The sequence below is a fragment of the Exiguobacterium sp. s168 genome (assembly GCF_018619035.1).
GTDB classification, from domain to species: domain Bacteria; phylum Bacillota; class Bacilli; order Exiguobacteriales; family Exiguobacteriaceae; genus Exiguobacterium_A; species Exiguobacterium_A acetylicum.
This window is the reverse complement of record NZ_JACSNE010000032.1, coordinates 20,515-32,906: the sequence shown is the minus strand read 5'-3', so window position 1 is coordinate 32,906 and position 12,392 is coordinate 20,515. Positions and strand designations below refer to the sequence as shown.

Below are 12,392 nucleotides of genomic sequence, written 5' to 3'. Positions count from 1 at the left end.
AACAATCGACCACGAAAGTGTTTGGATTGGAAAACTGCATACGAGGTCTTTTCCGAAGAAGTGTTGCGCTTAATTTGACAAACCGTCATTAAAAAAATTCAAAGGAGAACGACTAGATGATTCGAAAAGCATATGCTTCAGAAGCACAACAGATTGCCCCGTTGATTGAGCAAGCAATTCATGAGATTGCTGAGACACTGACGGGAACGACAAAGCGGGAGGAAGTTTTAGATCGACTCGCGTACTTCGTCGCTGAAACAGGAAACCGACTGAGCCATGAGAATATCCTCGTGAAAATCATCGAGGGTGAAGTAGCGGGCATCGTGATCGCTTATGCCGGAACGGATGCGGAACAACTCGACGAACCGATCAAAGCACAACTGAAACGTTGGACGGGTCGCGATGTCCAGATTGATGTCGAGACGGAAGGTCCGGTCTATTACCTAGATACTTTATCGGTTGACGCGCGTCATGGCGGAAAAGGAATTGGAACAGAACTATTGCAGGCAGCAGCGGAAGAAGGGGAAAAACGAGGACTACGAGCGTTCACCTTAAACGCTGATCAAACGAATGCCGGGGCACAGCGACTGTATCGTCGTCTCGGCTTCGAACCGATTCGGACGATTGAAATTAGCGGCGGTACCTTTGATTATATGGAACGTCGTTACGATACGCAGCAATGAAAAAAACCATGTCGATCCCCACGGTGTCATTCGGGAATCGACATGGTTTTTCGTATGCATGCAGTCATGCCGTCAAGGCGCTGTTAGTTGATACAGAATCGCCTGCGCGTCTTCTGGTTCGTAGCGGGTATCACTCGTGAAGCGGACGACTTGTTTGACGTTTGGTCGCACGCCTTGAGCGTGAAGGCGCTCGAGCAATCGACCGGTCACGTAACTCTGATCGGATTTTGGTTCTGCGTTCCATTTACTGATTGATCCGATCGGAACGATCGCAGCATCCGGTCGTTCAGACTGGAATTGGCGAGCTTCCTCGTCGGTAAAGACTGTCGCGCCGATTGGAAGAGTCGCTACGTAACGAGCCAGTTCAATCGTCGCCGGCGGACGCGTGGCTTGTTCGTTCAACGCGAGGCTACCGATCGTCAACTGAACGACTAAAAATGGTAGATACATCTGTAACGGAAGCTGACGGATCAACCAGATGAGTAGCAATAGGACAAGCGGTAAGACATGACGGGGTTTATCGATGTTTTGTCCGAGCCAGACCCAGACGAAATAGAGTCCAGCCGTCGCTCCCCAAGAGACATCGACTGTCCAACGTTTCCGTAAGAATAGCAGCAGTCCAGACACTAGTCCAATCCACGTGCCATAACCGATCCCATGCCAGAAGAGTTGCTGAAGTGTTTGAACGAATCGTTGGAGGATGGATGCATCATCGGTCTGAGCAGAACCACCCCAATCGGAAAAATGACCGCTGACGAAACGGAGTGACAGTTGAAGAAACGAGTAGGGACCCCCGACGGAAAAGGCGACCGGGAGCAACCAAGCCAGTTGTGCCAGAACAAGAATAGCGCTCTCGGATAAGAGTTGCCAGTAATCCTTTCGTACTTGCCACAGCAAGACAAGCAACATGAAACCAAACGGCGCATAGGACAGTCGAGTCGCCATCAGTAAACCGAACAGAAGATACGGAAGCCAGCGACGAATCTGATGTCGGGCGCGTTCGATGCTCCAGCCGTACCAAACGAGTAGTCCGAGGGCGAGTCCATCTGACATCCCGGTTGCAGCGAACGTCACGAGTGAGGCAGTGGAGAGAACGGTAAAGGCAGCGATCAGCCGCGTCGTATCATATGCATGACGGCTGAACAGCCAATAGAGTGGCAAGAGGGCACTGGCTAGTCCTAATGTGGAGACGAGTCCAAGTGCTTTGACAGGTATCATCAGTGGCAGAAACAGATTGGCAAATAAGATGAAAAAAGGATAACCCGGAAAATGCGGGCGTAAATCAGCCAAATCATAATCAGTCACAGCGAGCGTGAAGTTCGCGATATCGTAGCTCGCGATGAATGGACTGACGTAGGCAATCCGCAAACTGATCCAGCCACCGATGAATAGCAACGTGATCCAAAAAAGCGATCGTCCACGCGGACGTGAACGATCGCTTCGGACGGTCAAGAAACCTCCTGTAAGGACTTCGATGACTTCGATGGTTTGTTTTGACGGAGCAACATCCAACCAGCAAAGGCGAAATAACCCCACCAAGCGATGACTTGTTCGAGCGATGGGTTATGACTGTATCCGAACATTGCACCCATGAACGTTCCGATCTGTCCACTGATCAATGTCGAGTTTCCTGTATCACGCAAGTATTGTACCTGATCGATGTAGTGCTCCGGCATGAAGCCGACGATGTTATACACAGCAGCTGGTGTGCCGTCAGCATTCATCAGGAGACTACCGAGCAAACCAAGATCTTGGAAGCGTCCAATCGTTTGGACGAGCATGCCGGCTGCAATGAAGAGAATTAATACGCCCGTTACTTGGAAGAAGCGTTTGACGGGAATTTTCATTGAGCCGGAAACGAATAAGTATCCGAAGATCAAGGCGAGTAACAGACCGGAAACCGCACCGTAACTCGTCAGGACTTTTTCGATTTCCCCACCTGAGATGGCAGCGAAGAAGAAGACTGTCTCAATTCCTTCTCGAACGATGACGAGGAAGGAGTGGATGATCATCGTGATGGCACTACCCGTCGAGACGGCAGCGGCGACCTTCGCTTGGGAGGCTTTTTGATTCTCTTTCGCTTCCTTCCCCATCCAGAGGACCATGTGTGTCAAGAGCAGGACGGAGACCATCATGATGCCGAGACGGAGATACGTATCGCTTCCGAAGCTCGCAAAACTCGTAAAGACGACTTGGAACAGGAACGCGACACCAAGGCTAGCGAGAAGTGCCAACCCGACACCTGCGTAGACCCACTTTTTATATTGTGGAGCGTTCAATCGATCGAGATAACCTAAGATCAACCCAACGATGAGAACAGCCTCGAGACACTCCCGAAGCGTAATCAAAAACGCTTGAAAATCCATCTGTCTTCCTCCTTATGAGCGACGTTTCTTCTTCCATTGACCAATGATGACGATGACGATGAGTACAACGACGAGTCCGAGTGCGATTAATTTCCAGATCGCGTCCGTTCCGAACGTTTGACCGAGGAAGGAGTCTTCTTCCGTGAAGACTCCTGTTTTTTCTTCACCCGGCAGGACGAAAAGAGGCGTCAACGTATCTTCGATCATCGTAATGTTTTTCTTGAAGGATTCTTCATCACTCGCTTTTTTCCCGACCCCAAACAGACCAGGGTTTCCGAGTGCCTTTAATGATTCATCAAATGCAGTATACACGTCATCGGATGTTTGTGCATCCTTGCTTTCCTTGACATAAGGCGCGAGCACATCATATGTCCCGCGGGCTTTCGCGAGTAAGAGTTTCGCTTGACCGAAGTCCTCGAACTGCTCTTCAGCAAAGTGCAGGCGACGTTCGATATTTTGACGGAGAGCGACGCGATACGCTTGTTTGGCAGCCTCGGCATCTTCTTGTTCAAGCGCCGTGTCGATCTTCGTTTTCGCTTCAGGGAAATACAGTTTGAATTCTTTATCATAGGCGGCAAGCGTCTCTTTCGCAAGCGCATAATCCTTGGCATCGAGTTGTTCTTCAAATTGTTTATACGCTTCCGCAAAAGCTTCCTTTCCTGGGTCTCCGTAACTATAAGCAGAAACCGTGGAAGTGCTCACGAACAGTGAGAGTAGGAGGAGCGGTAGCAAGAGAAGGCGTTTCATCCGAGGTGCTCCTTTCGTTCCATGCGTTCTTCAACGCTAAGCTGTGTGATCGGTCGTCGCCACTCCCGGTAAATCGCTGGGAGGACACGTTGGACATAATTCAGACGGATAAAGGACTTTCCTGCTTCCCGGACCCGATAACGGATCGGGACTTCGTGAAGGCGGAAGCCTTTTCGGACGAGATTGAGAGTTAAGACTTGCGCATAGTTATAATCGTGAATGATCTCAGCATGGTGACACGCTGCGCGTGAAAAAGCACGCATTCCACTTTGACCATCATGGATTTTACGTTTCAATAAAAGGCATTGCAACCACGTGAAGACATGATTACCGATATAGCGATAGAGCCGCATCCCGTCGACGGTACCGAGGAAGCGGGAACCGAATACGTAGTCGGCCTGATCGTGTAAGATCGGTCGGACGATATCCGGAATTTGATCGGCAGGATATTCGTTATCGGCATCAATCATGACAGCAACATCAGCGCCGAGTTCGTAGGACTGGCGGAGTCCTTCCCGGACTGCAGCGCCGAGTCCTTGATTCTGCTCGAACCGATAGACATGTGCGCCGTGTTGACGCGCGATCGAACTCGTCGCATCCACTGAGCCATCGTCGATGACGAGGGTCTCGACCGGAATGCCGTCAATCATATCCGGGATTCGTTTTAAGACGAGCGGAAGTGACACTTCTTCATTGTGTGCTGGTAAAAAGACGATGATCTTCATTTAGACTTCGCCTCCTTGAACGCTTCTGTCAGCAGCACACCACGGCTATCGTGCGGGATGTCTGCCCCTAGGACTTTGGTGATCGTTGGTCCGAGTGACAAGATATGGCGGTGCGTATCCACTTTCAGACCGGCATGAACGTTCTTGCCATACATCCAGAACGGAACGAACCGTTCGCCTTCATCCAAGTGACCGTGTCCACCGATTCCGTCCGCTTGACCGTGATCCGCCATGACGATGAGTGTCGCATCCTCGAGTTTACCAAGACGATCGAGCTCCTCACAAAACTCAGCGAGTAGCGCATCCGCTTCCTCGATTTTTTCGACATACTCGGAATAAAGGGTGCCTCGACTGTGTCCCGTTTGATCCGTTCCGATCAGCTGGATTGCGAGTAGATCCGGATCCTCTTCATGGACGATTTGTTTGGCGCGCTCTACGATATTTCGATCCGCGACATCGTTATGCATGACCGCCGTGACGGTCTGTACGTCAGTTGAACCGAACGCATCGACAAGGTGTGCGATGCCAAGGATTTTTCCTGATTTATCGACGGCACGGAGACGGTCGAAGACGGTATCCGTTTTAACGCCGGTCGTGTTCCAGACCATGTTCGAATGAATGCCGTGATCTTCCGGGCGAGCACCGGTGAACATCGAACTGAAGCAGACGACGGTCCGGGCGGGGTAGACAGTCTCCATATTCGTATATTCCGTTCCTTCCTGACGCAATCGTTCGAGGAACGGTGTGTTTGCTGCCATGTAGCGATCTTTACGCATCCCATCGACAATCAGAACGTACACTTTTTCTGAAGTCGGAAGTGTCGCATCCGTCGTTAATGCTTCTGGCAACTTCGGTTTCCAGTCGAACAGGTAGTGATGCAGAATCCATGCAAAGACGAATAGACCAATTGGGAACCAGACGAATGTCATGTCGAGTGTCGACGCGTCATTTGCCGTCCACCAGTACATGAGCAATAGGGCAACCTTAGGCAGTTGCTCCTGCGCGTTACCACTTGTCGAATCACTATTCTTCAGGACGAGTTTCCAAAAACGCGTGAAGTTTGTCCAGCGCGTTCCGATCCGGAGATGATAATAGATTGTCCCCCAGAAAAAGATCGTAAAGAAGAAATAAAGACCCGCGCCATAGGCGAACAAAGGTAAATACTCCGCATTCGTACCCCGAAGGAACAGCCAAACGATGACCGGGATCCAAAGGTAATTTCGTAAAAATAACGGGAAATCATAACGCCAAAGCAAGATGAATAAAGGAAGCGTCACGATGAAACCAAGACCAGCTTCTGCGAGTGGCATCTGCGTCCATAAGGCGTATGTCAAGAAGACGCCGACCGTAAAAATCGGTGTGAAGGGTTTTCCTTCATTGAGTAAGTTCCAGGCGCGTGCTGCGACTTTTTCAAAGCGAGAAGCACTTTTCATCGTCTTCCTCCTTTCCAATCAGTGTATTTGAGCTGACGAACCAACAAGCGAAGCGTAGCCGGATGCCGAATGAGAACGTACAGCGGGATGAGAAAAGCAAACGCATATTTAAAGAAGTGCGTCATCAAGGCAACGTCGTACGCATGAGCAACACCGGCTTGCCGTAACACCGTGCCCATCGCGAGTTCGTACGTTCCGAGTCCACCCGGCGTGAACTGAATCACACCGGACAGGACACCTGCACTCATCGCGATCAATGTCGTCGGGAAGGACACATCGATACCTGCTCCGTGCAAGAGGAGGAAGACGGCGAGTGCCTCGACGGCCCAAGCGAGCGTTCCGAACAGGACGAGCGCTGGGAGATGCGGGACATGTCGGCGTAACACGAGTAATAACGCGGTCGCAAGGAGCGCGACGAGCAAGACGATTGGGTGAAACAACCAACCAATCAGAATGAAGGTGCACAGAACGATCAAGTCAATGCTTCGTTGTAAGACGAAGATCGCGCTCGTCTGTTTCCATGGACTTCCGACGGCTCTTGCTGTCACGAGTCGGATCATCTCTCCGAGCTTGACCGGTGAGAGGTGATTGATCGTCAGTCCGAGATACAGGCTCGACAGGTACACGGCAGTCGGTGCACGTTTGGCATCGGCGCGGCGCCAGGCGACCGCGCGTAAATAAAAGGCGATCGCATACGTCAAGGTCGCAAGGATCGTCCAGGGACTCTTGAATAAAGCTTCGATATACCGATAAGAGACCGGTAACTCCAAGAAAAAACGGAGCAGTAAAAAGATGACAAGCCCGGTAAGCGTCAGGTACAGAAACATTCGGATTAGCGGTTTTGATGCCACGCGATCACCTGCTCCAGTCCAACATCAATCTCGATTGACGGTTGGTAACCGAAGGCTTCCTGTGCCGCCGTCGTATCACTCCATGTCATCGTCACGTCCCCGCGCCGTGCAGCCTGAGTATGCACGGGAACATCGAACCGTTGACCGATCCGTTCAGCTAGCGTGCGGACGGAGACCGGCTGATTCGCGCCGAGGTTATACGTCCCGACTGCACGAGCTAGCAACGCCTGTTCCATTCCGTGGGTGATGTCATCGATATACGTGAAGTCACGGATCGGATCACCGAAGACGGTGAGTGCCTCTCCGCGCAATGCCTGTTCGATGAATCGAAACAGCGCCATATCGGGACGCCCCGATGGACCATAGACCGTAAAGAAGCGAAATAATGTCACGTTTACATCATATAAATGAGCATAAGCATGGCAAAAGCTTTCGGCACTATACTTGGCTGCCGCGTAAGGACTAGCGACGTGTCCCGTTGCCTGTTCCTCTTTCAGCGGTCCGGTCTGTTCCCCATAAACGGAAGAAGAAGACGCGAAAAAGACATGCGGCATGCCATGTCTTTTTGCGGCTTCTAACAAGGTCACCGTCATATCGATGTCCTCACGAATATAGTGATGCGGTTCTTCGAGCGAACGCGGAACACCTGGAAGAGCTGCGAGATGGAAGACAGCGTCGAACGATGTCTCCATCCAGGTGTCGAGATCGTGATGAACGTCACCTATCGTCACGGTAACGCCGGCACGTCTTAATGCAACTGCCCGTTCTTCTTTCAATTGGACATCATAGTAGTCCGTAAAGGCATCAAGGACATGGACGGTATGATGCTGCTGGAGCCGGAGGGCGAGGGCGGCGCCAATGAAGCCGGCACCTCCTGTGATTCCGATATTCATCTTATCCCTCCGTTTCCATTTCTTTCTTAGTTAAGTGGTTCGAGTGCGTCTGTGATCCGTTCGCCTGTCGTTTCAGCCTTGACATCACCTTTTTCGACGAGTGCGAACCATTCGTTTGCGTCTTTTGCGACTTGTGCTGCTTTGTTTTTACCGAGACGGTTCTCAAGCGTCGGTTTCATCGCCACGACGAACATGTTCGCTTCCATTGCTTCTACACGTGCTGTATCGACGTCTTTCTTCTCGATCGCTTCTTGTGCTTCTTCATGATAACCGTCGACTTTTTCCGTCAACGCTTTTGCGAACAATCCTTCGATTTCTTTGTAAGAGACGTCAGCTGGCTTTGTTTTTGAGAAATCATAGCGCTCTTTCAGCGTTTTGACAGCTTCTTCGTCTCCGCCTGCTAATGATTCTTCGATCGCAAGGAGGAAACCATATCCTTCTGCTTGCTCCATTTGTAATTCTTTTTCATCCGTACCTGCTTTTGCTCCATCCTCGATTTTTTGTGCATAACCGAGTGCAGCTAAATAGAAGGAACGATAAATTGATTTATCTGTCACTTGTTTTGCAACGTTGAAGTCACCAAGTTCTTTTGCGTCGATGGCTTCTTGCTGCGCTGCAAGACCTGATGTGATCGCTTGAGCGATGGCGTCTTCGTTTTTGAAGCCGTAACTCGCGTCGCGTTTTTCTGCAGTCGGGATGAAGACAGTCTTCGCCATTGCTTCGATATCCTTAAGTGCTTCTGTTGCAGCTTCTGGTTTACCGGCGACGAATGCTTCTTCGGCTTTTGCTTGTGTTGCTTTTTGTAATTTATAGAAATACGATTGTAGACCTTTATCAACGAGTTGACGAGCGATGTTCTCATCGAGATCCTTTGCTTCCACACCTGCTAAAGCAGACTGGATGACTTGTTCGATTTCTGGTGCTGTCGTCTCGACACCACCTTTTAGTTTCGATTCATAACTTGTCGTGACCATCTTCCAATCGATTGTTTGTCCTTCTTTTGCTTTGTCGAGTTCTGTTTTGATTGAGCTGAAGATCGTCAATTCATCTGTCAGTGTCGTTGCAGCAATCCCCGCATCTGCTGATTTTGTTTCGGTCGACTGTTCCGTTTTCTCTTTTTTCGGTGCAGTCGTATCCGTTTCATTCGAACCGCAGGCAGCCAAGATACCAGCTACCATGAAGATAGAAGCTACTTTTAAACGTTTTTTCATAATCGTGATTCCCCCAGAAGAATTAATAAGACGTTTTCCGTCATGTAGTCGTTTTCACAAATCTAACTATAGCGAGAATAATTCTCATTGTCAATTGAACTTTAAAGAAAAAAACGGCTTCGGAGCAGGGCTCCAAAGCCGTTTTAAATGAGAAATTAGAACTGTTCGTACAGTTTTGTCAAATACGTGTAGACTTCGTCTGATGCTTGGAACATCATGACAGAATGTTCGAAGATCGCAGCTGGGTTGAAGCCATGATCGAGATCGATCGTTGATGCGATCGTGACATCACGGTCGCTGTCGAGAACGACGCGGAAGTATTTGAACTCTTGGTTGAAGTCGTTGATGGCGTTAAGGATCGGGAGATCCTCGACACCGTCTGGTACGTGTGTCACCGTACGAGCGAACAATTCGACATCTGTCGTCGTTTTACTGAAGACGATCATCATCATCGGTTCTGCTCCAGCAGGTGTTTTTTCTTGTGTCATGAAGAAGACGTGTGTCTCATTTTCACGCGCTTCCATTGGAATCCCTTTTTCAACGAGGAAAGCTTGGAAAGCTTCCAAGTGTTGTTGCTGTTGTGGCGCGATTCCTTGCTCGTTTGTTTCGGGTTGACGATCTTGGTGAATCGGTGTCACTTTATTGTTCTCGTTTGATTCGTTCGAGTTACGTTCCTGGTCCATTGCAAAATCCCCCTTTATATACTATAAATTCAGTTTCAAGCATTTCAGAAGGAATTGCAACTAATGTCCGTTAAGATAGGAAGAAAATACAAAAGAGCAGAGATATGTCTTGTTTGTGAATTTGCGAGCAATTGACTTGAAATGACATACCTAACAGGGTATATTAGGTGACAGATAGAAACTCAAGGAGGAATCATCAGATGAAAACGATCATCGTAGGTGGCGTCGCAGGTGGCGCTACGGCAGCAGCACGACTGCGGCGGATTGACGAAACGGCAGAAATCATTTTGCTTGAACGGGGAAAAGAGATTTCGTTCGCGAACTGTGGACTGCCTTACTACATCGGAGACGTTATCAAGGATCGCAATAAATTACTCGTCCAAACGCCGGAAGGCATGCACGCACGGTTTAATTTAGATGTCCGTAATTTGTCGGAAGCGATTCGGATTAACCGTGAAGCGAAGACGGTCACGATCCGCAACGTCGAAACGGGTAAAGAATACAATGAATCGTACGATCATCTGATTCTTTCTCCAGGCGCAAAACCGATTCGTCCAAACATTCCAGGACTTGAAGAAGCAACGAACGTCTTTACATTACGGAACATTCCAGATACGGACCGGATGCGGGAATACGTTGATACGACGCGTCCAGAGCGAGCAGTCGTCATCGGTGGAGGATTCATCGGTCTTGAAATGGCAGAAAACCTCGTCGAACGTGGGGCGCACGTCACCCTCGTCGAGATGGCAGATCAAGTCATGGCTCCGGTCGACCCAGAAATGGCAGCAATCGTTCATGAACATCTTCGTGCGAAAGGCGTCGAGTTGATTCTAGAAGATGGCGTCGCTCGTTTTGAAGAGGCAGGTCGCCGCATCGTCCTGACAAGTGGACGCGTGATCGAAACCGAGATGAACATCCTATCGATTGGTGTTGCACCGGAGAGCACGCTCGCAGCAGATGCTGGTTTAACGCTTGGCATCAAACAGACGATTCAAGTCGACGATCAACTGCGGACATCCGATCCATCAATCTTTGCGATTGGCGACGCGATTGAAGTCAAAGATTATATCACGAAGGAAGCGACACACGTCCCGCTCGCATGGCCAGCAAACCGTCAAGGACGCCTCGTTGCTGACATCATCGCTGGACGCGACGTCCGTTACAGCGGCACGCTCGGAACAGCGGTCGCAAAAGTCTTTGACTTGACGGTCGCTTCGACTGGTAACAACGAAAAACGGTTACGCCAGCTCGGTCTACGTTATGAAGCGGTTCATCTCCATCCGGGATCGCATGCGGGGTATTACCCAGGAGCGAGTCCGATTTCGATGAAGCTGTTGTTTGATCCGATCGAAGGAACGATTTACGGCGCACAGGCAATCGGTATGACAGGTGTTGAGAAACGAATCGATGTTCTCGCGACAGCGATCAAAGGTGGATTGACAGTGCTTGATCTACCAGATCTTGAACTATCATATGCACCGCCATATAGTTCAGCGAAGGATCCGGTCAACATGGCAGGGTATATCGCGTCGAACATCGTGCTTGGTGACAGTAAGAACGTTCATTGGCACGAAATCGATGAAATTGTCGCCAACGGCGGTCTGTTACTTGATGTCCGTGAACCATCGGAAAACGAGTTAGGTTCGATTCCGGGATCGGTCAATATCTCGTTACCAACGTTACGTGAGAAGTTGGATGATCTGCCGAAGAATCAAACGATCTATGTGACGTGCCAAGTCGGATTACGTGGATATGTCGCGAGTCAACTATTGCAACAACACGGTTATGATGTGAAAAACTTAAGTGGTGGCTACAAAACATGGTCGGTCGTGCATCGTGATCAAGAAGCGCGAAGCCAGGCGAAGGAGGAGACAGCTGTGACGGTAACGAAACGTGAGCCAACAACGAAGACTGCACCGGAACAAGTGACGCTGCTCGATACGTGCGGTTTACAGTGCCCAGGTCCAATCTTAGAGCTGAAAACAAAAATCGATCAGATGACGGATGGCGAGCAAATTTTCGTCAAGGCGTCAGACCCAGGATTCTTGCCAGACGTTCAAGCATGGGCGAAAAAACTAGGTCACACGATCCATTCAGCGGAGATGAATCAGGGAGTCGTTGAGGTCATGCTTGAAAAAGGGCAAGGAGAGACATCGGCTACAACTCCGATTCAAGTCAATCCAGCGGATGATGCGACGATGGTCGTCTTCAGTGGTGATCTCGATAAAGCACTTGCGTCTTTCGTCATCGCGCAAGGTGCACAAGCGATGGGGAAACAAGTGACGATGTTCTTTACGTTCTGGGGCTTGAACATCATTCGAAAACCAGACGCACCGGCAGTTGAAAAAGCTGGTATTGAACGGATGATGGGCATGATGATGCCAAAGCATGCTGGGGAGTTACCGCTCTCGAACATGAACATGGCAGGAGCCGGTCAAAAAATGATGAAAAAAGTCATGAAGGACAAACAAGTCGATGCGCTAGAGACGATGATGGCAAAAGCACAAGCAGCGGGTGTCCGCATGATCGCTTGTACGATGTCGATGGACATCATGGGCATCAAGAAAGAGGAATTACTGGATGATATCGATTACGGTGGTGTCGCAAGTTACCTTGGTGCAACGGATGGTGCTAACCTGAACTTGTTCATCTAATTCAAAAATGCTTGTTAAAAACGTGTTAAACCTGACATCTGATGTGAGGTTTAACACGTTTTTTGTAGTCTGCGGTATAGATGAGTTTGATTTTTCAAAAAAAATTGCGTATGATAATTCACATGTGAAAAAAGTTTACATCTAAA

At 49.6% G+C, this 12,392-nt stretch carries 11 protein-coding genes; 2 read left to right on the top strand and 9 right to left on the bottom strand.

Features of this window, described 5'->3' with window-relative positions; translation table 11 throughout:
- Positions 1-116 precede the first annotated feature (116 nt).
- The gene (locus KNQ15_RS14895; protein WP_214729917.1) at positions 117-683 is read left to right on the top strand and encodes a GNAT family N-acetyltransferase; all 567 of its coding nucleotides are present in this window, start codon (positions 117-119) and stop codon (positions 681-683) included.
- Between the two features lie 72 nt (positions 684-755).
- Here KNQ15_RS14895 and KNQ15_RS14890 read toward each other — a convergent pair whose 3' ends face one another.
- The 9 genes from KNQ15_RS14890 to KNQ15_RS14850 all read right to left on the bottom strand — a co-directional run bounded on the left by KNQ15_RS14890 (position 756) and on the right by KNQ15_RS14850 (position 9,592).
- Complete coding sequence (locus KNQ15_RS14890; protein WP_214729916.1) at positions 756-2,135, bottom strand: glycosyltransferase family protein; 1,380 nt, start codon at positions 2,133-2,135, stop codon at positions 756-758.
- On the bottom strand, positions 2,132-3,049 hold the full coding sequence (locus tag KNQ15_RS14885) for an FTR1 family iron permease (protein WP_214729915.1): 918 nt from the start codon (positions 3,047-3,049) through the stop codon (positions 2,132-2,134). Before KNQ15_RS14885 ends, KNQ15_RS14890 begins: the two co-directional genes overlap by 4 nt.
- 12 nt (positions 3,050-3,061) lie before the next feature.
- Positions 3,062-3,796, bottom strand: coding sequence for a hypothetical protein (locus tag KNQ15_RS14880; protein WP_251137705.1), 735 nt, complete (start codon positions 3,794-3,796; stop codon positions 3,062-3,064).
- Entirely contained in the window at positions 3,793-4,521 is a 729-nt protein-coding gene (locus KNQ15_RS14875; protein WP_214729914.1) for a glycosyltransferase family 2 protein, read from the bottom strand. The genes KNQ15_RS14880 and KNQ15_RS14875 overlap by 4 nt, the downstream gene beginning before the upstream one ends.
- Positions 4,518-5,954, bottom strand: coding sequence for an alkaline phosphatase family protein (locus tag KNQ15_RS14870; protein WP_214729913.1), 1,437 nt, complete (start codon positions 5,952-5,954; stop codon positions 4,518-4,520). The genes KNQ15_RS14875 and KNQ15_RS14870 overlap by 4 nt, the downstream gene beginning before the upstream one ends.
- Complete coding sequence (locus KNQ15_RS14865; RefSeq protein ID WP_353048928.1) at positions 5,951-6,805, bottom strand: lysylphosphatidylglycerol synthase domain-containing protein; 855 nt, start codon at positions 6,803-6,805, stop codon at positions 5,951-5,953. Before KNQ15_RS14865 ends, KNQ15_RS14870 begins: the two co-directional genes overlap by 4 nt.
- On the bottom strand, positions 6,787-7,698 hold the full coding sequence (locus KNQ15_RS14860; RefSeq protein WP_214729912.1) for an NAD-dependent epimerase/dehydratase family protein: 912 nt from the start codon (positions 7,696-7,698) through the stop codon (positions 6,787-6,789). The genes KNQ15_RS14865 and KNQ15_RS14860 overlap by 19 nt, the downstream gene beginning before the upstream one ends.
- Before the next feature lie 26 nt (positions 7,699-7,724).
- Positions 7,725-8,909 carry a hypothetical protein gene (locus tag KNQ15_RS14855; RefSeq protein ID WP_214729911.1) on the bottom strand — a complete coding sequence of 395 codons (1,185 nt, stop codon included), beginning with the start codon at positions 8,907-8,909 and terminating at the stop codon, positions 7,725-7,727.
- Between the two features lie 155 nt (positions 8,910-9,064).
- Positions 9,065-9,592, bottom strand: coding sequence for a type III secretion system chaperone family protein (locus KNQ15_RS14850; protein ID WP_214729910.1), 528 nt, complete (start codon positions 9,590-9,592; stop codon positions 9,065-9,067).
- Positions 9,593-9,792: 200 nt separating this feature from the next.
- On the opposite strand from KNQ15_RS14850, the gene KNQ15_RS14845 reads away from it, so the two are divergent.
- The gene (locus tag KNQ15_RS14845; RefSeq protein WP_214729909.1) at positions 9,793-12,246 is read left to right on the top strand and encodes a CoA-disulfide reductase; all 2,454 of its coding nucleotides are present in this window, start codon (positions 9,793-9,795) and stop codon (positions 12,244-12,246) included.
- Positions 12,247-12,392: the final 146 nt, after the last annotated feature.

Excerpts from the sequence above, each read along its gene's own strand:
- KNQ15_RS14845 (WP_214729909.1), top strand. The coding sequence starts at position 9,793 with ATGAAAACGATCATCGTAGGTGGCGTCGCAGGTGGCGCTACGGCAGCA.
- KNQ15_RS14855 (WP_214729911.1), bottom strand. The coding sequence starts at position 8,909 with ATGAAAAAACGTTTAAAAGTAGCTTCTATCTTCATGGTAGCTGGTATC.
- KNQ15_RS14885 (WP_214729915.1), bottom strand. The coding sequence starts at position 3,049 with ATGGATTTTCAAGCGTTTTTGATTACGCTTCGGGAGTGTCTCGAGGCT.
- KNQ15_RS14860 (WP_214729912.1), bottom strand. The coding sequence starts at position 7,698 with ATGAATATCGGAATCACAGGAGGTGCCGGCTTCATTGGCGCCGCCCTC.
- KNQ15_RS14895 (WP_214729917.1), top strand. The coding sequence starts at position 117 with ATGATTCGAAAAGCATATGCTTCAGAAGCACAACAGATTGCCCCGTTG.
- KNQ15_RS14875 (WP_214729914.1), bottom strand. The coding sequence starts at position 4,521 with ATGAAGATCATCGTCTTTTTACCAGCACACAATGAAGAAGTGTCACTT.
- KNQ15_RS14870 (WP_214729913.1), bottom strand. The coding sequence starts at position 5,954 with ATGAAAAGTGCTTCTCGCTTTGAAAAAGTCGCAGCACGCGCCTGGAAC.
- KNQ15_RS14850 (WP_214729910.1), bottom strand. The coding sequence starts at position 9,592 with ATGGACCAGGAACGTAACTCGAACGAATCAAACGAGAACAATAAAGTG.
- KNQ15_RS14880 (WP_251137705.1), bottom strand. The coding sequence starts at position 3,796 with ATGAAACGCCTTCTCTTGCTACCGCTCCTCCTACTCTCACTGTTCGTG.